Origin of the sequence: Aureimonas sp. ME7 (assembly GCF_903970965.1) — a bacterium.
Classification (GTDB): Bacteria; Pseudomonadota; Alphaproteobacteria; order Rhizobiales; family Rhizobiaceae; genus Aureimonas.
The window spans coordinates 409680-434005 of record NZ_CAJCKW010000002.1 but is presented as its reverse complement, the minus strand read 5'-3'; the positions used below and the strand labels follow the sequence as shown (position 1 = coordinate 434005).

22 protein-coding genes are annotated in these 24326 nt (G+C 66.2%); 11 read left to right on the top strand and 11 right to left on the bottom strand.

The features are described from left to right. Positions 1-83 precede the first annotated feature (83 nt). The 4 genes from H7A85_RS05575 to H7A85_RS05560 all read right to left on the bottom strand — a co-directional run bounded on the left by H7A85_RS05575 (position 84) and on the right by H7A85_RS05560 (position 4720). On the bottom strand, positions 84-1199 hold the full coding sequence (locus H7A85_RS05575; RefSeq protein WP_182084886.1) for a PotD/PotF family extracellular solute-binding protein: 1116 nt from the start codon (positions 1197-1199) through the stop codon (positions 84-86). A 33-nt stretch (positions 1200-1232) separates the two neighbouring features. Continuing rightward, positions 1233-2297 (bottom strand): ABC transporter ATP-binding protein, encoded by a 1065-nt coding sequence (locus tag H7A85_RS05570; RefSeq protein WP_182085089.1) that lies wholly within the window; start codon positions 2295-2297, stop codon positions 1233-1235. A gap of 168 nt (positions 2298-2465) precedes the next feature. Beyond that, positions 2466-3224, bottom strand: a complete 759-nt coding sequence (locus H7A85_RS05565) for a glucose 1-dehydrogenase (RefSeq protein ID WP_182084885.1) — start codon at positions 3222-3224, stop codon at positions 2466-2468. Positions 3225-3259: 35 nt separating this feature from the next. Continuing rightward, on the bottom strand, positions 3260-4720 hold the full coding sequence (locus tag H7A85_RS05560) for a protein adenylyltransferase SelO (RefSeq protein WP_182084884.1): 1461 nt from the start codon (positions 4718-4720) through the stop codon (positions 3260-3262). 174 nt (positions 4721-4894) lie between these two features. Between H7A85_RS05560 and H7A85_RS05555 the strand changes: the two genes are divergently transcribed. Further along, positions 4895-5794, top strand: a complete 900-nt coding sequence (locus H7A85_RS05555; RefSeq protein WP_182084883.1) for an ROK family protein — start codon at positions 4895-4897, stop codon at positions 5792-5794. 44 nt (positions 5795-5838) lie between these two features. Beyond that, the gene (locus H7A85_RS05550) at positions 5839-6630 is read left to right on the top strand and encodes an inositol monophosphatase (protein WP_182084882.1); all 792 of its coding nucleotides are present in this window, start codon (positions 5839-5841) and stop codon (positions 6628-6630) included. Positions 6631-6672: 42 nt separating this feature from the next. Here H7A85_RS05550 and fba read toward each other — a convergent pair whose 3' ends face one another. The 3 genes from fba to tkt all read right to left on the bottom strand — a co-directional run bounded on the left by fba (position 6673) and on the right by tkt (position 10648). Continuing rightward, complete coding sequence (fba, locus tag H7A85_RS05545; RefSeq protein WP_182084881.1) at positions 6673-7740, bottom strand: class II fructose-bisphosphate aldolase; 1068 nt, start codon at positions 7738-7740, stop codon at positions 6673-6675. Positions 7741-7761: 21 nt separating this feature from the next. Beyond that, positions 7762-8526 (bottom strand): triose-phosphate isomerase, encoded by a 765-nt coding sequence (locus tag H7A85_RS05540; protein ID WP_182084880.1) that lies wholly within the window; start codon positions 8524-8526, stop codon positions 7762-7764. A 118-nt stretch (positions 8527-8644) separates the two neighbouring features. Then, entirely contained in the window at positions 8645-10648 is a 2004-nt protein-coding gene (gene tkt / locus H7A85_RS05535; RefSeq protein WP_280514904.1) for a transketolase, read from the bottom strand. Between the two features lie 230 nt (positions 10649-10878). On the opposite strand from tkt, the gene H7A85_RS05530 reads away from it, so the two are divergent. Beyond that, the gene (locus H7A85_RS05530) at positions 10879-11820 is read left to right on the top strand and encodes a sugar-binding transcriptional regulator (protein ID WP_244630972.1); all 942 of its coding nucleotides are present in this window, start codon (positions 10879-10881) and stop codon (positions 11818-11820) included. A gap of 116 nt (positions 11821-11936) precedes the next feature. Beyond that, the gene (locus tag H7A85_RS05525) at positions 11937-12398 is read left to right on the top strand and encodes an RpiB/LacA/LacB family sugar-phosphate isomerase (RefSeq protein ID WP_182084878.1); all 462 of its coding nucleotides are present in this window, start codon (positions 11937-11939) and stop codon (positions 12396-12398) included. Positions 12399-12479: 81 nt separating this feature from the next. Here the strand turns inward: H7A85_RS05525 and H7A85_RS05520 are convergent, their stop codons facing one another. Beyond that, complete coding sequence (locus H7A85_RS05520; protein WP_182084877.1) at positions 12480-13295, bottom strand: outer membrane beta-barrel protein; 816 nt, start codon at positions 13293-13295, stop codon at positions 12480-12482. 529 nt (positions 13296-13824) lie between these two features. Here H7A85_RS05520 and H7A85_RS05515 point away from each other — a divergent pair. The 5 genes from H7A85_RS05515 (at position 13825) to H7A85_RS05495 (ending at position 19658) form a co-directional block, all read left to right on the top strand. Next, on the top strand, positions 13825-15267 hold the full coding sequence (locus tag H7A85_RS05515) for a UbiA family prenyltransferase (protein WP_182084876.1): 1443 nt from the start codon (positions 13825-13827) through the stop codon (positions 15265-15267). After that, on the top strand, positions 15260-16609 hold the full coding sequence (locus tag H7A85_RS05510; RefSeq protein WP_182084875.1) for an FAD-binding oxidoreductase: 1350 nt from the start codon (positions 15260-15262) through the stop codon (positions 16607-16609). The genes H7A85_RS05515 and H7A85_RS05510 overlap by 8 nt, the downstream gene beginning before the upstream one ends. A 131-nt stretch (positions 16610-16740) precedes the next feature. Continuing rightward, positions 16741-17181 (top strand): EamA family transporter, encoded by a 441-nt coding sequence (locus H7A85_RS05505; RefSeq protein ID WP_182084874.1) that lies wholly within the window; start codon positions 16741-16743, stop codon positions 17179-17181. Beyond that, positions 17178-18191, top strand: coding sequence for an NAD(P)-dependent oxidoreductase (locus H7A85_RS05500; RefSeq protein ID WP_182084873.1), 1014 nt, complete (start codon positions 17178-17180; stop codon positions 18189-18191). Before H7A85_RS05505 ends, H7A85_RS05500 begins: the two co-directional genes overlap by 4 nt. A gap of 84 nt (positions 18192-18275) precedes the next feature. Continuing rightward, entirely contained in the window at positions 18276-19658 is a 1383-nt protein-coding gene (locus tag H7A85_RS05495) for an aspartate aminotransferase family protein (RefSeq protein WP_244631002.1), read from the top strand. A 70-nt stretch (positions 19659-19728) separates the two neighbouring features. Here H7A85_RS05495 and H7A85_RS05490 read toward each other — a convergent pair whose 3' ends face one another. Further along, positions 19729-21477, bottom strand: coding sequence for a hypothetical protein (locus tag H7A85_RS05490; RefSeq protein WP_182084871.1), 1749 nt, complete (start codon positions 21475-21477; stop codon positions 19729-19731). 116 nt (positions 21478-21593) lie between these two features. On the opposite strand from H7A85_RS05490, the gene H7A85_RS05485 reads away from it, so the two are divergent. Beyond that, positions 21594-22403 (top strand): DUF1194 domain-containing protein, encoded by an 810-nt coding sequence (locus tag H7A85_RS05485; protein WP_182084870.1) that lies wholly within the window; start codon positions 21594-21596, stop codon positions 22401-22403. A 17-nt stretch (positions 22404-22420) separates the two neighbouring features. On the opposite strand, the gene H7A85_RS05480 is transcribed toward H7A85_RS05485, so the two are convergent. Continuing rightward, a complete protein-coding gene (locus H7A85_RS05480; RefSeq protein WP_182084869.1) occupies positions 22421-23377 on the bottom strand; it encodes a YbhN family protein in 957 nt (318 codons plus the stop codon). A 264-nt stretch (positions 23378-23641) separates the two neighbouring features. On the opposite strand from H7A85_RS05480, the gene H7A85_RS05475 reads away from it, so the two are divergent. Continuing rightward, a complete protein-coding gene (locus H7A85_RS05475; protein WP_182084868.1) occupies positions 23642-23788 on the top strand; it encodes a hypothetical protein in 147 nt (48 codons plus the stop codon). A 145-nt stretch (positions 23789-23933) separates the two neighbouring features. On the opposite strand, the gene H7A85_RS05470 is transcribed toward H7A85_RS05475, so the two are convergent. After that, on the bottom strand, positions 23934-24263 hold the full coding sequence (locus H7A85_RS05470) for a response regulator (RefSeq protein WP_182084867.1): 330 nt from the start codon (positions 24261-24263) through the stop codon (positions 23934-23936). Between the last annotated feature and the right edge of the window lie 63 nt (positions 24264-24326).

Here is a 24326-nt window from a genome sequence, read left to right as displayed (position 1 = left end):
CGTCCTTCGAACGTCTCATGCGGCGGGCCGCGAAGAGCCCGCCGCCCTATGCGCCCGGGGCCGAGCGCATGGGAACTTCGGTATCAGCTCTGCATGATCGCCTTGAACTTGGCGAACCATTCGCTCTGGTTCTCGACCTGCACCTTGGACGAAACGCGGATGAGATGGTCGAAGTCGGCCGGCTTCGTCGGATAGGAGGGATCGTTCGTCAGATCGCTCGGCGGGGTCAGGCCTTCCACGACGCCGGGCAGGCCGAGACCGTCGAGCCAGACCTGCTGGGCGTCCTTGGTGATGGCGAAGTCGATGTAGCGCTTCGCCCAGTAGAGCTCGTTCTCCGGCAGACCCTTGGGGATCCAGAGCCCGTCCGTGTCGAACTTGGCGCCTTCCTCCGGCACCACCCAGGCGACGTCGATGCCGTTCTTCTTGGCCTCGCGCGCGTTGGTCGAGATGGTACAGGCGACGTCGATCTCGTTGTTCTGGAACCAGGTCGTGAAGTCCGGGTCCTCGCCGAGCAGGGGGGACTGCGCCTTCACCTGCGTGATGAAATCCCAGGCCGGCTGCATGTTGGTGGGGATGTCCTCCAGCTTGCCGCCGCCCGCCACCTGCGCCGGGAAGTGGAGGCCGATGCCGTCGTTGTAGAGCGCGACGCGGCCCTTGAACTTCGGGTCGAGCAGCACCTTCCACGAGGTCGGCGGCCCGTCCGGGAAGGCGCCCGGACGATAGGCGAGGACGTAGACGTAGCCGTAGGTGTTGACGATGGGGAAGCCGTCGAGGCCGACGGGCCTAGCGAGCTCGGTGACCTTCGACAGGTTGGAAAGGTCCGACAGGTCCTCGGTCACGCCGCGTAGCGCCGACTTGGTGGCGTTCACCGTCGTGTCCCAGTTGACGTGGATCGGGGGCACGCGCTTTTGCGCGACGGCGGCCCAGACCTTGGGCTGGATCTCGTTGTCCTCGGTCAGATCGTGGCGCACGGAGATGCCGGTGGCGGCGGTGAACGGGTCTGACACGCCGGCCTTCAGCGCGTCCACCCAGGACCCGCCCCAGGCGCGCACGATGATCTCGCCCGGCTTTTCGGGCTCCTGCGCGAAGGCGCCGCGCAGGCCGAGCGCCGAAGCGCCGGCCACGGTGCCGAGCGCGGCCGCGCCGTGCAGGAAGCGACGACGATCGAGTTCGAAGCGGGACGGCTTGGCATCGGTCATGCAAGTTGCTCCTGTCGGGAACGGGAAAAGGGATCAGGCCGGATAGAACAGAACGTCGCGCCGGTTCCAGCCGAGCGAAACGGAGGCGCCGACGGCGTGGACGGCATGCTCGGCGGGATCGTGGTCGAAGACGCGCAGGGTCCGGTCCTCAAGGGCCGGAACGCGGATCTCGTAGACCACGCGCTCGCCCTCGAAGATCACGTCGACGACCGTACCGGACGTCACGGTCTCGAGATTCGAAAGCGGCTCGGCGCTTGCGCTCAGGCGGATCTGCTCGGCGCGCAGCGCGCCGAGCACAGCACGACCGACGGCCGTCGGCTCGCAACCCACGGGGAGCGTCCCGGAAATCTCGAGCTCGCCCGTTCGAGCGGTCGCCCCGCCGGCGTCGGTGCGAAGCACCGCGGCGGGAAGCTTGTTGGTCACGCCGATGAAACCGGCGACGAAGGCATCGGCCGGGCGGCGATAGGTGCTGGTCGGGTCCGCCTTCTGGAGGATGGTGCCGCCGTCCATGACGACGATCTCGTCCGACACGACGAGCGCCTCGCGCTGGTCGTGGGTCACGTTGATCGTGGTCACGCCGAGCTCGCGCTGGATACGGCGGAACTCGAGCTGCATCTCCTCGCGCAGCTTGCGGTCGAGCGCGGCCAAGGGTTCGTCCAGAAGCAGGAGGTCCGGCTCGAACACGAGCGCGCGGGCGATGGCGACGCGCTGCTGCTGGCCACCGGACAGTTCGTGGATGCGACGATCCGCAAAGCCGCCGAGCCGCACGAGATCGAGGAAACGCTCGACGCGCGCCGGGATCTGCCGCGCGTCGAAGCGGCGCATCTTCAAGGGAAACGCGACGTTCTCCGCTGCCGTCATATGAGGAAACAGCGCGAGCTTCTGAAACACCATGCCGATCGAGCGGCGGTGCGGGGGCACGGCGGACACCGCCTCGCCGTTGATAGCGATCTCGCCACTGGTGGGGGACTGGAAGCCGGCGATCATGCGTAGCAGCGTCGTCTTGCCGGAACCCGACGGCCCGAGGATCGTCAGGAAGCGCCCGGTTTCCAGATCGAAGGACGCATCGCGCACGGCATGCTTGCCCGAATACACCATCGAGACGTCGCGAACCGAAACGGCGGGCGTGGCGGGGACGCTGGTCGAGGTCTGGGTCTGCGTCACGCCGGGGTGCCGTTCGTTTCAGGACATGTCGTTTCCCCCTGCTAACCCGATGGCGCAAGGCAGCGCAATCGTCCGCGCTGGGGAAACTTTGGGCATGTCCCGCTAAATCGAGGCGAGAAACCCGCCATCCACCGCGAGGCACTGGCCGGTGACGTAGCGCGATGCGTCGGAGGCGAGGAACACCGCCGCGCCGCCGAGGTCCGTTTCCTGGCCGAAACGGCCAAGCGGCAGGCGCTTGGCGATGCGTCCCTGCCAGGCGTCGTCCTCGTAGAAGGCATCCGTCATCGCGGTTCGGAAATAGCCGGGGGCGATGGCGTTGACGCGGATGCCGAGCGGCCCCCATTCGGTCGCGAGCGCGCGCGTCATGCCGAGGAGGCCGCTCTTCGACGAGCCGTAGGGAACGGCGGTCGGCACGCCGACGAAGGAGGTCAGCGAGCAAAGGTTGACGATGCTGCCGCCGGTGTCCCGCATCAATCTGGCTGCCGCCTGCGCCGCGAAGAAGGCGCCTTTCAAGTTGGTGTCGAGGATGCGGTCCCACAGCGCTTCCTCGACGTCGAGGGACGGGCAGACCTTCTCCGTGCCGGCGTTGTTGACGAGGATATCAAGGCGACCGAAGGCCTGAGCCGCCTCCGCGATCCCCGCACGGATGGCGGGAACGTCGGTGACATCCATCGCAAGGCAAAGCGCACGTTGCCCGGTTTCTTCGACAAGGATTCTGGTCGCTTCCAGATCGGCGATGCGCCGGGCGGACAACACGACGTCCGCCCCGGCTCGCGCAAGCGCCGGAGCGATCGCCGCGCCGAGACCACGGCTGGCACCCGTGACCAGGGCGACGCGCCCGGACAAGTCGAATTCGGACATTCCAGCTCCTAAAGCTTACGTGTGGCGGCGGGCTTTCACGTGCCGCAGAAGGTGCGATAGGGCGCGGCCGGGCCGGGATCGGCCCAGCGCTGGGCCTCCGGCTGGTCATCGTAGGGGCGCGACAGGGCGGCATGGAACGCCCGGAACGGTTCGAGATCGCCGTCGTCCACCGCCGCGCGGATGACCTCCTCGACGCGCTGGTTGCGCGGGATGAAGGCCGGGTTCTCGCGCCGCATGTCCGCCGCACGCCCTTCCACCGATCCGGGCTCGTGGGGAAGTCGCTCACGCCACGTTGCGAGCCAGTCTTGAAGCTCGGGGCGTTGAATGAGCGTGCCGGCTTGGTCGTCCGAAGCTTCCGCCGATGCGAGGTTGCGGAAGGTCGCGGTGAAGTCGGCTTTCGTTTCTCCCATGCGCCGAAGAAGCTCCTGCGCGAGGGTCCAGTTCGCTTCCTCCGCGTCATCCGAAAGGCCGATCTTGCGCAGGAGCCCGGCGCGGTAGGCGGCGTTGAAGCGTTCCGCGAAAAGGGTCAACGCGCCGGTCGCCTGCCCCATCGCTTCCGCCTCGTCGGTCGACAGAAGGGGCAGGAGGCATTCGGCGAGCCGCGCGAGGTTCCACTGGGCGATGGCCGGCTGGTTGGCATAGGCATAGCGGCCGCCGCGATCGATCGAGCTGAAGACGCTCGACGGGTCGTAGGCGTCGAGAAAGGCGCAGGGGCCGTAGTCGATCGTCTCGCCCGATATCGCCATGTTGTCGGTGTTCATCACGCCGTGGACGAAGCCGAGCAGCATCCAGCGGGCGATGAGATCGGCCTGGCGGATCGCGATGCCGTCGAGAAGCCGCCGGTATCGGTCGGGGGCGTCCACCGCGTCCGGCTGATGGCGGGCGATGCTGTAGTCCGCGAGCTCACGTAAGGCCGCCTCGTCGCCTCGCGCGGCGAAGTACTGGAAGGTGCCGACGCGGATGTGGCTTGCGGCGATGCGCGTCAGGACCGCTCCGGGAAGCTCGGTTTCGCGGTAGACGCTTTCGCCGGTCGACACGATCGCCAGCGAGCGGGTCGTCGGCACACCGAGCGCATGCATCGCCTCGCTGACCAGATACTCCCGCAGGACGGGCCCGAGGGCCGCCAGTCCGTCGCCCTGGCGCGAAAAGGGTGTCGGCCCGGAGCCCTTCAGCTGAATGTCGCGCCGCTGCCCGTTGCGATCCACCACTTCGCCGAGAAGCAGCGCCCGGCCGTCGCCGAGGCGCGGTACGAACTGGCCGAACTGGTGCCCGGCATAGGCCAGCGCGATCGGGTCGGCGCCTTCCGCTCTGGCGCTGTTGGACAGGATCTCTGCACCCTCGGAGGTGAGAAATTCGGTGTCGATGCCGAGTTCCTCGGCGAGCGGTCGGTTGAGCTGCAGAAGCTTCGGGGCTGCGCGGCGTTGCGGCGCGATCGCCATGTGGAAGGAGGCCGGCAGCCGCGCATAGGTGTTGTCGAACGGGATAAGGGCGCCCATGCCGCTGGTCTCCATGCTCTTCGATTCACCGTGCCATATGGGCACCCCAGCGGCGAGACGCCATCGCGATCCTCGAATGCCGCCCTTGATCTCGCGCTGGTATCATCAGTATCCATCGAACCGTCACGCCGCCGGATCAGCAGAACGGCGCCGAGACGGGCAGGGAGGGCCGGAATGCTGATCGGAATCGACTGGGGCGGAACGAAGATCGAGGGGGTCGCGCTCAGCCCCGACGGCCAGGAGCTTGCGCGCTTTCGCGAGGACACGCCGCGCCACGACTACGACGGCTGCATTTCGATGATTGGATCGATCATCGCGCGGCTCGAAGCCGCGACGGGACAGACGGGGTCGGTCGGCATTGGCATTCCCGGCTCGCTCGAGCCGAAGTCGCGCGTTGGTAAGGGCGCGAGTTCCACCTGGCTTCTCGGCCGCCCGGTGGAAGCCGATCTTCACGAGCGGCTCCGCCGTCCCCTGCGGGTGGAGAACGATGCCGACTGTCTTGCGGCCTCCGAGGCCGTCGACGGAGCGGGGGCGGGCTACAACGTCGTCTTCGCGGTGATCCTGGGAAGCGGGGCGGGGGCCGGGATCGCGGTCGGCGGCCGGGCCCATCACGGGCCGAACAATTCCGCCGGCGAGTGGGGCCACAATCCGTTGCCGCTCCCGCATGCCTCCGAACTGCCCGGCCGGCCGTGCTATTGCGGAAAGCACGGGTGCCTGGAAACCTGGGTGTCGGGCCGCGCCTTCGAGGCGGAATATGAGCTTCACACCGGCGTCGAGACCAAGGCGCGCGACGTGATGGACAAGGTGCGCGCGGGCGACCGGCTGGCCGGTCTGATCTGGGACCGCTACCTCGATCGGGTGGCGCGCGGGCTTTCCGTCGTCGTCAACACGCTGGACCCGGACGTGTTCGTGATGGGCGGGGGCATGTCGAACATCCCCGAGCTATACGATTCCCTGCCGCAGCGAATCGCCAAATATACGTTCTCCACCGTGTTCCATACGCCGGTGGTGCAGTCCCGGCACGGCGATTCGAGCGGCGTCCGGGGCGCCGCCTGGCTGTGGAAGGACGCTTGAGGATGCCGGCTGCCGATCCGTCCCAACCGCATGAAGGCTCATCCATGACAACCGTCGAACTCGACCGTCGTTTCGAATTCGCGTCCGCTCTCGTTCGCGAAGCGGGGGAGGTCGCGCTCGGTTTCTTCCACCGTGTGGAAACCCTCACCGTTTCCTCCAAGGGGCTGCAGGACGTCGTCAGCGAGGCGGATGTCGAGGTCGAGAAGCTGATCCGCGCCCGGTTGGACGAGGCCTTTCCGCAGGATGCGTTCTTCGGCGAGGAAAGCGGGCGTAGCGAGTTCGCGCCGGGCCAGGGCATCTGGGTGGTGGACCCGATCGACGGAACGCAGCCCTTCGTCAACGGCATGAGCGGCTGGTGCGTCTCGATCGCCTTCGTGGAAGGCGGGCGCAACCGGATGGGCTTCGTCAACGCCCCGGCGCGCGGCGAACTGTTCGCCGGAGGGGCGGGTCGCGGGGCGACGCTGAACGGGCGCCCGATCCGTGTGCGCTCGGCGACAAGCGTTCGCGAGGGGCTGACCGCGATGGGGTATTCGCCGCGCGTTCCGCCAGTCGAGTTCCTGCCGGCCTTCGGACGCGTCCTGGAAGCAGGCGGCATGTTCTATCGCGACGGCTCCGGCGCGCTCGCGCTCGCCTATCTCGCGGCCGGCCGGCTGATCGGCTACATCGAGCCGCACATCAACTCCTACGACTGCCTCGGCGCGATGGGGGTGATCGAGGGAGCCGGCGGGCAGGTCAGCGATTTTCTGGCGGGCGACGCGCTTTTCAAGGGCAACTGGCTGATCGCCGGCTCGCCCGAACTCTATCCCCAGCTTGCCGAACTCGCCGGGTACGAATAAGCGCCCGGCCGGGCGACACGACCATGTCGCCCGGCTTTCCCGCTAGGTCCGGTTGGACACCTTGAGGCTGCCGTCGCGGTAGCGCTTGGCCATGTCGGCGAGCGCGATCGGCTTGATCTTCGGCGCATGGCCGGCCGTTCCGAACTCCTCGAAGCGCTGGCTTGCCAGCTTGGTGATCGCGGCCATGCCGGGGCCGAGATACTTGCGAGGGTCGAACTCTTCCGGGTTCTCCGCGAACACCTTGCGGATCGCCCCGGTGAGCGCCAAGCGGCAGTCGGTGTCGATGTTGATCTTGCGTACGCCGTGGCGGATGCCGCGCTGGATCTCCTCGACCGGCACGCCCCAGGTCGGCTTGATGTCGCCGCCATACTGGTTGACGATGTCCTGCAGGTCCTGCGGCACCGACGAGGAGCCGTGCATCACGAGATGCGTGTTCGGCAGCTTGGCGTGGATCGCCTCGATGACGTTCATCGCCAGGACCTCGCCGTCCGGCTTGCGGGAGAACTTGTAGGCGCCGTGGCTGGTGCCCATCGCGACGGCGAGCGCGTCGACATGGGTGTCCTCGACGAAGCGGGCGGCTTCCTCGGGGTCGGTCAGGAGCTGGTCGTGCTCCAGCGTGCCTTCGAAGCCGTGGCCGTCCTCCTGCTCGCCACCGCCCGTCTCCAGGCTGCCGAGAACGCCGATCTCGCCTTCCACCGATGCCCCGCACCAATGCGCCATGTCGGCGACGCGGCGCGTCACGCCGGCATTGTAGCGATAGTCGGCGAGCGACTTGCCGTCTTCCAGAAGCGAGCCGTCCATCATCACCGAGGTGAACCCGTGCTGGATCGCGGTGATGCAGGTGGCTTCGTTGTTGCCGTGGTCGAGATGCATGCAGATCGGGATGTCGGGGTGCATCTCGGCCAGACCCTCGATCAGCCGCGCCAGGATCAGGTCGTTGGCATAGGCGCGCGCCCCCCGGCTCGCCTGCAAAATCACGGGCGAGGAGGTCTTGGCGGCCGCGGCGAGAATCGCGAGACCCTGTTCCATGTTGTTGATGTTGAAGGCGGGGACGCCGTAGCTATGCTCGGCGGCGTGGTCGAGGAGCTGGCGAAGGGTGATGAGGGCCAAGGGGAAACTCCGGCGGTCCGTTCAGGACAGGGACGAGACGACGTCCGAGACGATGGAAAGATAGCCGTCCGCATTCCAGGCGGAACGGCCGATGAAGAGACCGTCGATATGCTCCTGCGCGGCGAGCTCGACGCAGTTTCCGGGATTGACGCTGCCGCCGTAGAGGACGGGCAACGCGAAGCCCAATCGCGCCTTCGTCAGTTCCTTGATGCGGGCATGCTGCTCCTCGGCGAAGCTCGGCTCGGCCGGCGTGCCGCCTTCGCCGATCGACCAGACCGGCTCGTAGGCGATGACGACCTTGGCGGGCTGGCTCCATTCGACGCGCGAGATCAGCGCTTCCGTCTGGCGCTGGAGCGCCTCGGCCGTTCGGCCGGCGTCGTATTCCTCCCGCGTGTCGCCGATGCAGACGAGCGCGACGAGGCCGTGGCGCACGGCGGCTTCGGTCTTCAGCGCCACCGTTTCGTCGGTTTCGCCGAAATGCTCGCGCCGCTCCGAATGGCCGATCTCGACGAGGCGTCCGCCGCAGTCCAGGACCTGCAGCGGCGAAACCTCGCCGGTCCAGGCGCCGGCGTCCTTCCAATGGGCGTTCTGCGCGCCGACGATGATGTCGGTCCCGTTCAAGGCCTCGGCCACGCGGTGGAGAACGGTGAAGGGAGGGGTGACGAAAAGCTGCGCCCGGTCGTCATGGGCGAACGGCGAGCGCGACACCGTCTGGCAGAAGGCATCCGCTTCCGCGATCGTCTTGTTCATCTTCCAGCTGGTGCCGATCCAGGGCCGCTTGGTCATCTCGCTCGATCTTTCCCGTCGGTGGCGGTGTGTTCGCGCGGCCCTTGCGCCGCAGCTTGCGAAAAAAGGGCCGGTCGACGACGATCGACCGGCCCTTTCGAAGTCTCCTGACCCGAGGTCAGCCCTGGACCTTGGAGCGCGCCTTGTCGGCGACCTTCTCCGGCGTCAGCCCGAAATGCTTGTAGAGGTCGGCGCCGGGCGCCGAGGCGCCGAACGTGGTGAGGCCGACGACGTCGTCCTCGTCGGCCACGAAGCGCGTCCAGCCGAAGGGGCTCGCCGCCTCCACCGCGATGCGCGGCGCCGATCCGAGAACCTCGTCGCGGTAGCTCTTCGGCTGCTGCGCGAAAAGCTCCCAGCAGGGCAGGGACACGACGGCGGCGCGAACCCCGGCGTCCGCCAGGATCTTGCGCGCGGCGACCGCGATCTCGACCTCGGACCCGGTGGCGAGGATCGTCACCTGGCGCGCGCCGCCCTCGGCCTCCTCGAGGACGTAGCCGCCCTTGGCCGATAGGTTCTCGTCCGTGGCGCCGGTGCGCAGCGTCTTCAGGTTCTGGCGCGACAGGACCATCGTCGTCGGCGACTTCGTCGCCCGGAGGGCGGCTTCCCAGCACTCGGCCGTTTCGACGCCGTCGGCCGGACGCATGACCAGCATGTTCGGCATGGCGCGCAGCGACGCAAGGTGCTCGATCGGCTGGTGCGTCGGGCCGTCCTCGCCCTGACCGATCGAATCGTGCGTCATCACGTAGACCACCGGCTGGTGCATCAGCGCCGAAAGCCGCATCGCGGGCCGGGCATAGTCGGCAAAGCACAGGAATGTGCCGCCGAAGGGCGTGAAGCCGCCATGGAGCGACAGGCCGTTCATCACGGCCGCCATGCCGTGCTCTCGCACGCCGTAGTAGATGTAGTTGCCGGTGGCGTCCGACGGGGTGATCGGCTTGGCGGCGCCACCCTTGGTCAGGTTCGAGCCCGACAGGTCGGCCGAGCCGCCGATCAGCTTGGCGGATGCGGCCGATAGCGCCTCGATCACCGTCTGGCCCGCCTTGCGCGTGGCGACGGAGGGCGCCTCGGAGGCGAACTTGCGCTTGACCTCGGCAAGGATCGCGGCCGGATCGCCGTCGAAGCCATCCTTCATCACGCGGTCCCAGTCGGCGGCATGGGCGGACGCCGCATGGCGCTTTTCCCAGGCGTCGGCTTCCGCCGCGCCCCGGCTGCCGACCGCCTTCCAGAAATCGGTGACGACATCCGGGAGAACGAACGGCTCATGAGCCCAGGTGAAGTATTCGCGGGCATAGGCGATGCCCTCGGCGCCGATGGGCGAGCCGTGGACGCCGGACGTGCCGGCCTTCTTGCCCGCGCCGTAGCCGATCGTGGTGCGGCAGGCGATCAGCGTCGGCTTGTCCGAGCCGCGCGCCGCTTCGATTGCGGCGGCGACGGCTTGGGGATCATGGCCGTCCACCGCAGCCGTGTTCCAGCCGGACGCCTCGACGCGCTTGGCCAGATCGTCCGAGGTCGAAAGGTCGGTCGCACCGTCGATCGTGATGCGGTTGTCGTCCCAAAGGACGATCAACTTAGAAAGCTTCAGGTGGCCGGCGATCGAGATCGCCTCCTGGCTGACGCCTTCCATGAAGCAGCCGTCGCCGGCGATCGTGTAGGTGTAGTGCGAGCAAAGCTCCTCGCCGAAGCGCTCGCGCAGGATCTTTTCGCCGAGCGCGAGGCCCACCGCTGTGGCAAGGCCCTGGCCGAGCGGACCGGTGGTCGTCTCGATGCCGGCGCCCTCGCCGAACTCGGGATGGCCGGCGGCCTTGGAATGAAGCTGGCGGAAGCGCTTCAGCTCGTCGATCGAAAAGTCCTGGTAACCCGTGAGGTGCAGGAGGCTGTAGAGCAGCATCGAGCCGTGGCCGGCCGACAGAACGAAGCGGTCGCGATCCGCCCAATGGGGGCGGGCAGCGTCGAACTTCATGAAGCGGCTGAACAGGACGGTTGCCGCGTCGGACATGCCGAGCGGCATGCCGGGATGGCCCGAATTGGCCGCTTCCACCGCATCCATCGACAGGAAGCGGATGCCGCTCGCCATCGCGCGGATTTCCTGGGGGTCGAGATGGGGGAGTTGTGCGGTATCCACGGCGTCCAGGTTCCCTTCGCTGGCCCGCGCGAAACGCGAGCGAATGATCGGAATCGCCAAGTCGATGCGACAGGCCTCCCAACCGTTGTGCACACCACAAACACGAGTGGGCGCTTGAATCAATCGTGGCCCCGTGAAAAACGTTCATATGAACGCGTTCGTATCATATGAACGGCTGCCGGACCGGTGATGGCTTCTTGGACGACATAGTACCATCCGAGATCGACACGATGATGAAGGTCGCTCGCCGCTACTACGAGGGGCAGGCGACCCAGGCCGAGATTGCGGCCGAACTCGGCTTGTCGCGCATGAAGATCAACCGCCTCCTTCGGCAGGCGCGCGACGCCGGCATCGTGGACGTGCGCATTCGCGTCCACCGCGCGGTCGAGGCGGAACTCGAGCGGCGGCTGCGCGAGCGCTTCGGCGTCAAGGCCGCCTTGATCGCGGTGGACCGGCGCGACGCCGACACGCAGCGCGCGGAGGTGGCGCTGTTGGTGTCGGACTATCTGGAGCGCCACCTTTTCGAAGGGGCGACGGTCGCGGTCGGAATGGGACGCAACGTGGCGGCGGTAGCGGACACGCGGGGGCGCGCGTTCCTGGAAGCGGCGACCTTCGTTTCGGCCACGGGCGGCGCGCATCAGGCGGGAGAGCCGGCCAATGCCGACCATATCTGCCGCAAGCTGGCGCGCCGTTTCGGCGGTCTGCCCGAGACGCTCTATGCGCCGGCCTATGTGCCTGACGCCGGCTTACGCGACGCGCTTCAGCGCAATCCCACCGTGAAGCAGACGCTGGATCTCGGCCGCAGCGCCGACTTCGCTCTAGTCGGCATCGGCGATCTCGGCGAGGAAAGCCATATGGTGCGCATGGGCTGGTTCAAGCGTGAGGAAATCCTCGCTGCGCGCGCCGCCGGCGTCGTCGGCGATCTCATGGGCTACGACTTCTACGATCTGGAAGGCCGGGAGCGAAACGAGATCATCGGCGGACGGGTCGTCGGGCTTCGCCTCGACGAGATCCGAGCCATCCCCAACGTCATCGCCATCGCTTCCGAGCCGACGAAGACCATGCCGATCCTGGCGGCCCTGCGCACCGGCGCGGTGGATGTGATCGCGACGTCGCTCGCCAACGCGCATGGGATTCTGGCGCTCGATCAGGCGGGACGGGCCGGGTCGTAGATCGATCCACTCTTGATCGTTTGAACGGGTGGCTGATATTATGAACGGAAGGCGCGACCTCGCGCCACGGCATCGGCGGAGCGGTTTCCGCCCTTTTTCCAGAACGGATGACATCCATGAAGATCGTGATCGGTGGCGACAGCGCCGGAAAGCCCTTGGTTCAAGCCATCAAGGAGCATCTCGGCTCGCGCTCGGACCTGACGGTGGTGGACGCCAGCGATGCGCCGGACGGTGCGTCCGAGCGCTACGCCACGACCTCCGAGCGCATCGCACGCGCGGTGGTGGACGGCGAGTACGACCGCGCCATCCTGTGCTGCGGCACGGGCATCGGCGTCAACATCTCGGCCAACAAGGTGCCCGGCATCCGCGCCGCGCTGACGCACGACACCTATTCGGCGGAGCGCGCCGCCAAGAGCAACAACGCGCAGATCATCACCATGGGCTCGCGCGTCATCGGTCCCGAGCTCGCCAAGGCGATCGTCGACAAGTATCTGGAATCCGAGTTCGACCCGGCCAGCAGCTCCGGTCCGAACGTCGAGGCGATCGACGCGCTCGACCGCAAGTACAACGCCTGCTGAAACCAGCGCTTTGATCGACACATGAAAAAGCCCGCCGCGCTCGAAGCGCGGCGGGCTTTTTCGTTGGTTTGGTCCGGCCGCTTAGTTGAAGCGGTAGGAAAGCTTCGCCGTCACCGTGTGGAAGTCGAAGTCGCCGTTGGAGCGGAAGTCGGTGAACTGGCCGGGGATGACCGCCGTGCCCGAACCGTCGAACGGACCGCCGTTGAGGCGCGTCGAGGAGTCGCTGTCGCCGAGGTTGGTATAGAGGTATTCCGCGCCGAACGAGATGTTCTGCGTGACCTTCACTTCCATGCCGCCGCCGACGGAATAGCCGAAGTCGTCGGAGTCCGAGTTGACGACGGCCGGGAAGGCCGCGGTAATCGCCGGGCTGTTGGACGTGAAGCGGTAGTCGCTCTCGCCGTAGGCAAAGCCGCCGGTGGCGTAGGCCAGCGCGCTGTCGGTCACGAGATAGCCGGCGCGCAGGCGGCCGGTCACGAGGTAATCGAGGCTCCGCTCAGCGGTGTAGAAGGCCGGCGTGTTGGAGAAGGCGCTGGAGCGCTGGGCAATGTCGAGCGCGTTGATGTCGACGAGCGCACCGACCACGAAGCGGTCGATCTGGTAGTCGTAACCGATATGCGCGCCGCCGATGAAGCTCGACTCGAACTCCGAGGAGAAGCTGTTGCCGAAGGCGTTGGTCAGGAACGTGGCGCCGGCGCCCGCGAAGTTCGGGACGATCGACAGGTTGTCGCCGTTGTCCGGGTTGAAGGCGCCGCCGGCCTGAACGCCGAGGTAGAGGCCGGTCCAGTTGGAGACCGGGGCGATGGCGATCGGTGCCGCCGGCTCCTCGTAGACGACATCGGCGGCCAGAGCCGGCGTGACGAGGGCGGCGGATGCCAAAAGAAGGGCAAGACGCTTCATGGTTCCAAGGCTCCAGCATACCGCTGCACGGCGGGGCCGAGGCGGATTTATATTTGATCGGGAGGTGACGGTTCGTACCGCTTCCGTGCGTTCTACAGATAAGATCCGGCTGCTCTCAGCAAGTATGCCTGGGGCATCTGGCGCTCCGGTGTGGCATAGGAAACACGCTCACATAGCCAGCCAAGCACATGCGACGCATCGAGGCCTAGAGTTGGCAAGTGACTGTTATCGTTTGGTGATATCGGGAAGACGAGGTCGTTCTCCTCCGCAATCCTCATGTTCGGCAGAATATCGCTCACGAACGTTTGAAAGCGGCCAGATGTTTGCGAGCGCTTGGAAGCGATCAGAAAGCTCCGGCTCGGAGAGTGGAAAGTCGGTCCACCCCAGATCGAGACAATTTTAGGCGGTCCGGAGGATCGTCTTAAGCATGCGCGATGGAAGTTGCCGTATTGGCCCGCGGTTTACCCTTGGGAAACATGGCGATGGGGATAGTCCGCCGTAACTGATCGCCCATCGGTAGGATATCGCCATGGATACTTTCGTCACGAGAACCGAACGGCCGCTGTTCGTCGATCTCGACGGGACCTTGATCCGTGGCGATCTCCTTTGGGAAAGCCTCTTCCTCTTCGCCCGGCAGGAGCCTCTGTCGTTCTGGCGCCTGTTCGGATGGATGTTCCGGGGCAAGGCGGTCATCAAGGACGAACTCGCCGCCCGCATCGACATCGACGCCGCGACGCTTCCCTATCGCGAGGAGGTCGTGGCCGCGCTTCAGGCCGAGCAGGAGGCGGGCCGTCGGATCGTTCTGGCGACCGCTTCCAACGAGCGCCTTGCCAAGGCCGTCGCCGACCACCTCGGCCTGTTCGACGAGGTGATGGCCAGCGATCGAACCACCAACCTTTCTGCGCGCACCAAGCTCGACCGCATCCAGGCGCGCTGCGAGGGCGGGGCGTTCGACTATTTCGGCAATTCGCAGGACGATATCTGCCTGTTCGAAGCTGCCGAAACGGCGACCGTGGTGCAGCCCGATCGCTCCGCGCGCCGCTGGCAGGCGAGCGCTGCCCGCCCCGCCCGGCTGATCGAGGACGGACGCTCGACGTTGCGCGCCATGGTGAAGGCCATGCGACCGCATCAATGGCTGAAGAACCTCCTCGTCTTCGTACCGGTCGCGCTCAACCACGAGTTCCTCGACGTCTTCATGGTGCTGAGCGGCCTCGTCGCGTTTCTCAGCTTCTCGCTCGCCGCCTCGTCGGTCTACATCTTGAACGATCTTCTGGATCTGGCCGCCGACCGGCGGCACAAGACCAAGCGCAACCGGCCCTTCGCCAGCGGGCGCGTGCCCATTCCCGTCGGGCTCGGACTGGCGGCCGGACTGCTGGTCGGCTCCGTCGCGCTGTCGCTCCTGCTTCCGATCGGCTTCACGGCGATCCTTGCCGCCTATCTCGTCGCGACGACGGCCTATTCCCTCGCGCTGAAACGGATGCTGCTGATCGACGTCCTGACGCTGGCGGGCCTTTACACGCTGCGGATTCTCGCGGGCGCGACGGCGGTTCAGTCCACCGAGTCCTTCTGGCTTCTGGCCTTTTCGATCTTCTTCTTCCTGTCGCTGGCGCTGGTGAAGCGCTTCGTCGAGATCTCCGAGTTCGAGGCCGGGGCGAACCGCTCGTCCACCGGGCGCGGCTATGTGGAGATGGATCTCGACACGGTCGGGCAGGCCGGCATGGCGTCGGGCTTCGCCTCCGTCCTCGTCCTGGCGCTTTATATCGACAGCGACGCGGTGAGCGAGCTCTACCGCCACCCCTACATTCTCTGGCCGCTCTGCCCGCTGGTTCTCTACATCATCGTGCGGATCTGGGTGCTCGCGCGCCGCCGCCAGATGTATGACGATCCGATCGTCTTCATCATGCAGGACTGGCGCTCGCAGATCATGATGGTGCTGGGCGCCGCCATGTTCCTGGTCGCGGCCTATGTCTGACCCCTACGGCAACTGGGGCCGGACGCCGGCGCCTGCCGGCGGTCGCCGCGCGATCGCGATGGGAGTGGGGGATACCTTTCCTGAACCGCACAAGGGCTTGTGGCTCCTGCCGCGCGGCAACGGGCGCTCCTACGGCGACACCTGTCTCAACGACACCGGCACCCTGATCGACATGCGGGGGCCCCGGCGCATCCATTCGTTCGACCGCGAAACAGGCGCGATCGAGGTCGACGCCGGTGTGATGCTGCACGAGATCACGCGGCACGTCGCGCCGCACGGCTGGTTCCTGCCGGTGACGCCGGGCACGCAGTTCGTCACGCTCGGCGGCGCGCTGGCCAACGACGTCCACGGCAAGAACCATCACCGGCGCGGAACGATCGGGCGCTGGATCGAGGGCTTCACGCTTCTGCGCTCGGACGGAACCGTTCTGACCTGTTCGCGGGACGAGAACGCCGACATGTTCGCCGCCACGATCGGTGGCATGGGGCTGACGGGCATCGTCACCCGGGTCCGCCTCGCGCTGATGGCGGTGCCCTCGCTGACCATTCGTCAGCGGACGGTGCGCCTATCCAACCTCGCCGACTACTTCGCGCGCGCGGGCGACGCCGACGACGCGTATGAATACGCCGTCGCCTGGATCGACCAGCTGGCGCGTGGGAACAGTTTCGGGCGTGGTCATCTGATCTGCGGCGACCATGCCGGATCGGGCGACCGGCAGGGCGAAGCGCGCCCGCCCGTCGCCTCCGTTCCCTGGACGCCGCCGATCAGTCCCTTGCGAGGGGTCGCGCTCCGGGCGTTCAACGAGGTCAACTTCCGCAAGCTGCGCCGGGCCGAGGTCGTCACGTCGGTTCCGTTCGACAGCTTCTTCTACCCTCTCGATCGCGTGCGCGACTGGAACCGCCTCTACGGCCCGAACGGGTTGCTCCAGCACCAGAGCGCCGTGCCGATGGAAAACGGCTACGAGACCGTGCGCGCCTTAATGGAGTGCGCGGTGGCGGCTGGGCAGGGCTCGTTCCTTACCGTTTTGAAACGCTTCGGCGACCTCGACAGTCCCGGCACCTTCAGCTTTCCCCGGCCGGGCTACACGCTGACGCTCGACTTCCCCCATCGCGGCGAGCGCACGCTGAAGCTCATGGCCGAGCTCGACCGTATCACGATCGAGGCCGGCGGCGCGGTGAACCCCTACAAGGACGCGCGCATGTCGCCCGAAACCTTCGAAGCCTCGTTCCCGAACTGGCGGCGCCTGGAAGCCATGCGCGATCCCGCGATCCGCTCCGACTTCTGGGCGCGCACGGCGCTTCGGTTGGCCGATCACCGGGCGCCGGTCGGCATCGCGGCCTGAGGCAAGGTTTCGGTGACCTTCCCCAACGGAAATCGTCCGATACAGCGCCTTTTCGCTGAAGGCTTAACCCGATCGGAGGCGGCAAGCGTCACGATCCGCCCCATTCGAAACGAGCCGGGAAGGCTTCGCGCATGAGCCGCTACATCCCCTTCATCCTGTTCACGGTGCTGACCAACGCAGCGGCGCAGATGCTCCTGAAATACGGGATGATGCAGCTCGGCCCCTTGAGCTTTTCGGGCGTCAACCCGGTGGTGAAGATCCTGTCGATCGTCTTCAGCCCGTTCGTGTTTCTGGGGCTTTGCGTCTTCGTCGTCTCGATGGCCTCCCATCTCTTCGTCCTGTCCAAGGTCGATCTCAGCTACGCCTACCCGTTTCTCAGCCTCGCCTACGTGGTGGTCGCCTTCGCGGCCTGGGCCCTGTTCGGCGAACAGATCAACGCATCGGCGATCGCGGGCATCGCCCTGATCTGCCTCGGCACCGTCTTCATCGCGCGCGGCGGCAGCCAGGCGCCGGCGGCCGCCGAGGTCGAGGCGCGGGCCGACATTCATTCCACGGAAGGAACCCTTCGATGAAGCACGTGATCTTCGGCGGCGACGGCTTCGTCGGCCGCCATCTGGCACAGCGTCTCGTCGCCGATGGCGAGGAGGTCGTGGTGGCCGACATCGCGCGAAGCGATCTTGCCCATTACGCCCGCTCGACGCATCTGACGGTCGACGTGACCGACGCGGCCGCCGTCGGCGCGGTGCCGATCGCGCCGGGCGACATGATCTACAACCTGTCGGCCAAGATGCTGTCGCCGCTCCAGGTGCGCGCCAAGCGCCGCGAGTTCTTCTATCCCGTGAACTACGACGGGACGAAGCACATCATGGAAGCGATGGGCCGCGCGGGCGCGGATCGGCTCGTCCACTTCACCACCGACATGATCTACGGCCATACGGTGACGACGCCGATGACGGAGGACCACCCCGTCGCTCCGCTCGGCGAATACGGGCAGTCGAAGCTCGACACCGAGCATCTGGCGGCCGAATGGCGGGAGCGCGGTATGCGCATCTCGCTGTTCCGCCCGCGCCTCATCATCGGGCCGGGGCGCCTCGGCATCCTGGAAAAGCTGTTCAAGCTGATCGACGCGAACCTGCCGGTTCCAATGATCGGCTCGGGTAAGAACCCCTACCAGTTCATCTCCGTCTTCGACTGCGCCGAAGCGGCGCGTCTCGCCTGGAAGGCCGACGTGCCGAACGAGGCCTACAATCTCGGCTCGCTGAACCCGCCGCCGGTGCGCAAGCTCCTCGGCGATCTCGTCCGGCATGCCGGCTCGAAGTCCATCCTCCTGCCAACGCCGGGCTTTGCGGTGAAGCGCACGCTGGACCTTCTCGACTGGATGAACCGGCCGCTGATGGACCCGGAGCAGTATCTGATCGCGGACGAGGAATGTGTGCTCGACGTGTCCAAGGGCCGGCGCGACCTCGGCTGGGTTCCACAGTACCGCGACGAGGACATGCTGATCGCCGCCTATTCCGAATATCGTGCCAAAAAGGAAGGCCGGCCGGTTCCTTCCGGCGCCTTCGCGCAACCCGCCGAGTGAGGATCTGAACCGATGCTGGACCGTCCGACGACCCTGGCGCCCTCGCTCGATGCGCCGCACCGGCAGGGGCCGCCCAAGCCCGACATGCTGACCCTCGACCAGGCCAAGGCGATGGACGTCGCCACCATGGCGGACCTGTTCAAGGAGCATATCAACCCCGGCCAGTTCCACTTCATGAAGCTGCTCGGCTTCCACAAGGTGAAAGTGGAACGTGCCGAGGGCATGTTCTACATCGATCAGAACGGACGCCGGATCCTCGATTTCTTCGGCGGGTTCGGCTCGCTCGCCTTCGGCCACAACCACCCGCGCATCCTGGCCGCCCGCAAGACGTTCCAGGACGAGAAGCGGCACGAGATCGCCATCGCCTTCCTGTCGCAATATGCGGCGGCGCTGGCGAAGAACGTCGCGAGCTGTAGCCCCGGCGAGCTCGACATGGTGTTCCTCGGCTCTTCCGGTTCGGAAGCGATGGAAGCCGCGATCAAGGTGGCCGAGCGGGCATCCGGTCGGAAGAATTGTAAGATCGTCCACGCCGAGAACTCGTTCCACGGCAAGACGAAGGGTGTCCTGTCGATCACGGATTCGCCGCTCTACAAGGGCGAGTTCAAGCTTGTCGAGAACACCTACCGCGTGCCCTTCGGCGATCTGGCAGCGCTCACCGCCGTGGTGCGCTCCGACCCCGATGTCGGCGTCGTCGTGCTGGAAACGGTCCAGGGCGGGGGCGGCATCATCGAGGCGCCGACCGAATACTGGCAGGGCGTTCGCGCGCTCTGCGACGAGCACAAGGTGATCTGGGTCGCCGACGAGGTGCAGTGCGGATACGGGCGCACGGGACGCTTCTACGCCTTCGAGCACCACGGCGTGGTGCCGGACGTGACGGCGCTCGCCAAGAGCTTCGGCGGCGGCAAGGCGGCAATGGCTGCCATGGTCGCGCGGCGCGACGTTTACATGCGCGCCTATGGTACGCCGAAGACCGCGATGATCCACGCGCACGCTACCTTCGGGGGAATCGGCGAGGGCTGCGCCACCTCGATCGAAGCGCTCAACACGCTCTACGACGAGGATCTGATCGGCAATGCCGAGGTGGTCGGCGCCTACTTGAAGGAGCGTCTGGAGGCGATCCAGGCCAAGTACCCGTCGATCATCAAGGACGTGCGCGGGCGGGGGCTGATGCTGGGCCTCGAGTTCCACGACTTCTCGCAGACGCTGCCCTTCGCGCTGCGCCCCGTGGTGGCGCTCCTCGACGAAAAGCTCAAAGGTTCGCTGTCCGGCTTCATCGGCGCGCTCCTCCTGAAGGACTACGACTGCCTCGTCGCGTTCACCGAGTACAACCGCAACGTCATCCGGCTCGAACCGCCGCTGATCTGCTCCCATGACAACGTGGACCAGTTCTGCGACGCGCTGGATGCGCTTCTCGGGCGCGGCATCGTGTCGATCGTGACGAGCTTTGCCAAGACGCAGATGGGCTGAGCCCTTCGAACGCGAATGGAAACGACAAAGGCCGGATCGAAGGATCCGGCCTTTGTCGTTTGCGCTTGTCTCAGAGCGTGCCGGAAAGGCCGGCGCGCACGTAGCCCGTCCAGCACCGGCCGAGCGGCACGGTCGTCCGTCCCTTCAGGCCGTCGGCGTAGATCGCCTTCAGCTCCTCGTTGGACGTGGTGATCGGGCATGTCGGATACAGGATGAGGTCGGCGTCGCGCACCGCTTCCAACGTCTGTGCGTCGAGCGGCGGTACCGCGCGGAACGGGTCTGCCCCGATCGCGATGTGAAGGGGCGCCTTGCGCTCCAGAAGGTAGGGGAAGGGGTTGACGAAGTTGAGGCTCATGACCGTCTCGAACCGCACGCCGCGCTCGGCCTCCAGGGCGCGGACGGCCTCCACCGCTTCCTCGAAGGTCATGAGCAGGGAGGCCTGGAAGTCGAGGTCCGAATAAAGTCCGAACGTCGGGAGTTGTCCGCGGGTCGCCAGATCGCGATAGGTGTCCGGGAAGCCCGCGTAGTTGTCCAGCATCGCGGTCGCACGTTCGAGAACCTCGGGCCGCTGGGTGACGCTGAACAGCATCTTGAGATCGGCGACTGGTACGCGGGGGTAGGCGAGTTGCCCGACGATCGCCCTCGACGAGCGATGGAGGACGTTGACGAAGGGCGGCATGGCGGTCGCCGCGACGAGAACGAGAACCGCGACCGTACCTCGGTTCGAGTGGCGCGACGCGTTGCAGGCGATGGAGAGGAGGATCGGCCAGACGAAGAGAAAGGCTTGGCTGCCTGTGTTCTGCGTTTCGAAGAACAGGCCGGCGAACAAGGCGGCCGCCAGCCAGAAGGCGTTGCGGTCCAGAAGCGTCGTCCAGCCGCGCGCGGCCAAGGGATGGCGAGAAAGCGCCTGCGCATCAGCAAGAACGCTGCGGCGCTCGGTCAGAAGAAGGGTGAGCACGAGAAGGCAGCCGGACGCGAGGATGCCGAAATGCAGCGACGAGGCCTGCAGGAAGCGCGAAAGCAGGACGCCTTCGTTCATGGAAACGAGAAGGGCTATGTCCGAAAGGTAGGCCGTCGTCAGCCCGAACCCGAGCTGCAGCAGGCCGAGCACGACGGCAAAGCCGAGAAGCGCGCCGAGCGCCGTCCGCAGCCGGACGCGACCCGCCGCGAAGGCGAAGGCGCAGAGCATTCCGCCGGCGACGAAACCCGTGATCTTGGTCAGGAACAGGGCCGTGCAGATCGCGCCGACGACGCAAAGAAGGACACGCTGGCGACGCTCGAACACCAGCGCCACCGCAAGGGGGTAGAGGAGCTGCGCCACGTGGCGGTTGTAGATGCCGTAGCCGTCGAAGCTAGGATAGGTCGAGTACTGCTCGAGATTGGTCGGCAGGAGCTGGAACACGAGGAAGGGTAGGAGCAGCGCCAGCGCCAGGGCGCGTGATCCCCGATCCACGCGCTGGAGGACGGGCAGGAGCGCGCCGAGCGTGATCGGCATTACCATCCACTGCGCCAAGAGGACCGGCTGCGCCTGCGGAAACAGCTTCATTCCGGCTGCGAACAGCCAATAGCCGAGCGGGCCGATCGGGGCGAAGAAGTCCACGGCCGGGATCTGGCCGGAGAGAACGCGCCATCCGCCGTCGATGTAAACGACGACGTCCCAGTACATGGGCCCGAGCGGCAGGGAGATCGGCAGCGAAAGAAGGATCGCGCAGGCTGCGAGAACGAAAAGGCCGATCGCTAGGGGAGACAGAGCCGTTCGCCGCCACCCCGGTGCCAGGGAAACGGGCGCTCGCACCGACGGATCGAGAGGGAGCGACATCGAGGGTTCCTACAGATCGTGCCAGACGGGGCACTCTTGCAGATTGTGGTTAAGCCCCGCTTACGGAAGGTCGACAGCCGCTTGCGCCGGAGGGCGATAAGGTAGACCATCCCGGAATGAGAACCCTGGCCCGTCTTCTCGGTGCGGCGTCGTTCCTCGCTTCCGGTACGCTCGTCGTCCGGGCGGAGCCGGTGGATGTCGAACTGGTTTTGGCGGTGGATGTGTCCTGGTCCATGGATCGGGGCGAACAGGAAATCCAGCGAAACGGCTATATCGCGGCGCTCAGAAGCCCCGAGCTTCATGCGGCGATCGCCGATGGCGCCTATGGACGCGTCGCGATCACCTATGTCGAGTGGGCGGGCGACACGTCGCAGACGATCGTCCTGCCCTGGACGCTAATCGACGGCAAGGCGAGTGCCGAGGCCTTCGCCTATCGCTTGGCAGCCGCCGAGCCCGACCGAAGGCGACGGACTTCGATCTCTTCGGCGATCGATTTCGCCGCCGATCTCTTCGATCGCAACGAGTTCGAGGGCACGCGCCGGGTGATCGATGTCTCGGGCGACGGTCCCAACAATCAGGGACGCCCGGTGACGCAGGCCCGCGATGCGGCGACCGCGCGCGGCATCACGGTCAACGGCCTCCCGTTGATGACGCAAGGGGCCGGGGACGGCTATGGATCATGGGGTTCGATTCCCGATCTTGATCGATACTACGAGACTTGCGTGATTGGTGGGCCGGGCGCCTTCATGATCCCCGTCAACGACTGGGAGCAGTTTCCGGAGGCCGTGCGGCGGAAGCTCGTTCTGGAACTGGCCGATGCCGCGCCTCGCTTGGAACAGGTGCCAGCCGTGTCGAAGGTCACCTACGAACCCGCCGAGGCGAACTGCCTGATCGGCGAGACCCTATGGCAGCGCAACCGGGACTGACCGGACGGTCATCGGCCTCATCCCGGCGATCTCGCCCCGCCCGCACCGCGTCGGCGCTGACGCATGGCGTTCTGCTCGAACACGAGCACGAAGATGATCGCCACAGCGAAGGGCAGGAGCAGATACAGGATCCGGAAGACGAGGAGCGCGGCGAGGACGTCGGTTTCCGGAACGTCCGAAAGGCCGGTCAGGAAGGTGACCTCCAGCACGCCGAGCCCGCCCGGCGCGTGCGAGACGAGGGCGAGCGAGAAGGAGATGACGAAGATCGCCAGCACCACGACGAAGCCGGGATGGCTTTCCGGGGGCAGGGCGAAGTAGATGATGCCCGCCGCGGCGACGATCTCCAAAGGCGCGGCGACGAGTTGGCGGAGAACGACGTCCCGACGGGGATACTGGAGGAGAAACCCCCCGATCTTGCGGGGGCGGAACCCTTTCAGGCTGCCGAAAATGTAGAGCCCGACAAAACCGAGAACGACGACCCCGATCGAAATCGGCACCATCGGCGCGACATCCACGTATCGCCGGATCATCGTCGGGTCGATCAACTGCGTCACGGCGGCCAGAACCAGGACGCCGAGCCCGAACGTGAAGGAGCAGAAGGCGATCAGGAGGGCGATCTCGGAGGGTGTCAGACCCTGCGAGCTGTAGGCGCGATACCGCACCACCGCGCCGGAGAAGACCGAAGCGCCGATATTATGGGACAGGGCATAGGTGGTGAACGAGGTGGCGGCCACGAAGGGCATCGAAACCTTGCGGCCGAGGTGACGCAGCGCCAGCCTGTCGTAATAGGCCAGCATCGCATAGGCGAAGAGCGCGCAGAAGACGGAGAGCAGCCACTGGTGCCAGCCGATGTTCTGGAAGCTCGCCCAGACGTCGTCGAGGGAGAGACCCCGTATCTCATGGTAGAGCAGCCAGCAGGAGAGAACGACGGCGCCCAAACCAACGCAGGGCCAGATGGCGTCCTTCCACTTCATTCCGTCTCCTTCCGTCCGATCCGCAAGCCGCATCCTCCGGCACATCGGTTCGCCCCTGGCCAGACATAAGCCTTCGACCCCATCAGGGGAAGCAATCGAACTTCAACAGTCCGACAAATGCGCAGTGATCGGCAAAATTCCTCCCGCCGAGGTGGGCGCGCGCGATTTCAGATCGCCAGAGCCGCATTTCGTCCGCGACAAAATGGAACCAAGTTGTGGCGCTGCCGTTATCCTGCCGCAATCGGGACCCTGAGGAGTTTGGTCATGATCCGTCGCATTTCCGTCGTCGCCGCAACGCTCGCCGCCGTCATGGCGGTGTCTGGCTGTGCCAATACCGTTCGTGGCGTTGGACGCGACGTGGGCAACACCGTCGATGCGACCGGCGCGGCCGTCAAAGACGTCGCTCGCTGAGGGCGATCGCCGGCCACGGTCGGCGTACACGAGTTTGTCCAACGGGTCGGCCATGCCGGCCCGTTTGTCGTTTCTGTCTGCGGACATCATCGAGATCGGCGGATTTGTCCGAGCGAGCGACCTCCTAGCGGTCGCCTCGTGGTCTTCACGTGCTCGGAATGGCGCGCAGGATATCGGCCGGGCGGAAAGGCTTCGAAACGCTGGGCACGTTGTGAAACTGCGGAGGAAGCTTCGAAAGGCTGGACGACACGAAGCAGAATGGAATGTCGTGGGCGCGTAGATACGATGCGACCGGTAGCGAGTTGTCACCGCCCAGATCGAAGTCGAGAAGGGCGAAATCGATCCCTTCCGTGACCCTGCGCATCCCGTCCCGCAGATCCTTCGCCCAGACGCAGTCCGCCGCCACCGCATCGGTGACGATGTCCTCCAGATCCATCGCGATCAACGGCTCGTCTTCCAGTATCAGGATACGCATGTCCGAAACCCCCGTTTCACCAAGAACGGTCGCTTCGTGTATTGGTTCGGTTTAGTCCAAAAT

Excerpts from the sequence above, each read along its gene's own strand:
- H7A85_RS05475 (WP_182084868.1), top strand. The coding sequence starts at position 23,642 with ATGATCCGTCGCATTTCCGTCGTCGCCGCAACGCTCGCCGCCGTCATG.
- H7A85_RS05575 (WP_182084886.1), bottom strand. The coding sequence starts at position 1,199 with ATGACCGATGCCAAGCCGTCCCGCTTCGAACTCGATCGTCGTCGCTTC.
- H7A85_RS05510 (WP_182084875.1), top strand. The coding sequence starts at position 15,260 with ATGTCTGACCCCTACGGCAACTGGGGCCGGACGCCGGCGCCTGCCGGC.
- H7A85_RS05525 (WP_182084878.1), top strand. The coding sequence starts at position 11,937 with ATGAAGATCGTGATCGGTGGCGACAGCGCCGGAAAGCCCTTGGTTCAA.
- H7A85_RS05555 (WP_182084883.1), top strand. The coding sequence starts at position 4,895 with ATGCTGATCGGAATCGACTGGGGCGGAACGAAGATCGAGGGGGTCGCG.
- H7A85_RS05570 (WP_182085089.1), bottom strand. The coding sequence starts at position 2,297 with ATGGTGTATTCGGGCAAGCATGCCGTGCGCGATGCGTCCTTCGATCTG.
- H7A85_RS05505 (WP_182084874.1), top strand. The coding sequence starts at position 16,741 with ATGAGCCGCTACATCCCCTTCATCCTGTTCACGGTGCTGACCAACGCA.
- H7A85_RS05485 (WP_182084870.1), top strand. The coding sequence starts at position 21,594 with ATGAGAACCCTGGCCCGTCTTCTCGGTGCGGCGTCGTTCCTCGCTTCC.
- H7A85_RS05515 (WP_182084876.1), top strand. The coding sequence starts at position 13,825 with ATGGATACTTTCGTCACGAGAACCGAACGGCCGCTGTTCGTCGATCTC.
- H7A85_RS05550 (WP_182084882.1), top strand. The coding sequence starts at position 5,839 with ATGACAACCGTCGAACTCGACCGTCGTTTCGAATTCGCGTCCGCTCTC.
- H7A85_RS05560 (WP_182084884.1), bottom strand. The coding sequence starts at position 4,720 with ATGGGCGCCCTTATCCCGTTCGACAACACCTATGCGCGGCTGCCGGCC.
- H7A85_RS05565 (WP_182084885.1), bottom strand. The coding sequence starts at position 3,224 with ATGTCCGAATTCGACTTGTCCGGGCGCGTCGCCCTGGTCACGGGTGCC.
- H7A85_RS05490 (WP_182084871.1), bottom strand. The coding sequence starts at position 21,477 with ATGTCGCTCCCTCTCGATCCGTCGGTGCGAGCGCCCGTTTCCCTGGCA.
- H7A85_RS05540 (WP_182084880.1), bottom strand. The coding sequence starts at position 8,526 with ATGACCAAGCGGCCCTGGATCGGCACCAGCTGGAAGATGAACAAGACG.
- H7A85_RS05495 (WP_244631002.1), top strand. The coding sequence starts at position 18,276 with ATGCTGACCCTCGACCAGGCCAAGGCGATGGACGTCGCCACCATGGCG.
- H7A85_RS05470 (WP_182084867.1), bottom strand. The coding sequence starts at position 24,263 with ATGCGTATCCTGATACTGGAAGACGAGCCGTTGATCGCGATGGATCTG.
- H7A85_RS05480 (WP_182084869.1), bottom strand. The coding sequence starts at position 23,377 with ATGAAGTGGAAGGACGCCATCTGGCCCTGCGTTGGTTTGGGCGCCGTC.
- H7A85_RS05520 (WP_182084877.1), bottom strand. The coding sequence starts at position 13,295 with ATGAAGCGTCTTGCCCTTCTTTTGGCATCCGCCGCCCTCGTCACGCCG.
- H7A85_RS05500 (WP_182084873.1), top strand. The coding sequence starts at position 17,178 with ATGAAGCACGTGATCTTCGGCGGCGACGGCTTCGTCGGCCGCCATCTG.
- H7A85_RS05530 (WP_244630972.1), top strand. The coding sequence starts at position 10,879 with ATGATGAAGGTCGCTCGCCGCTACTACGAGGGGCAGGCGACCCAGGCC.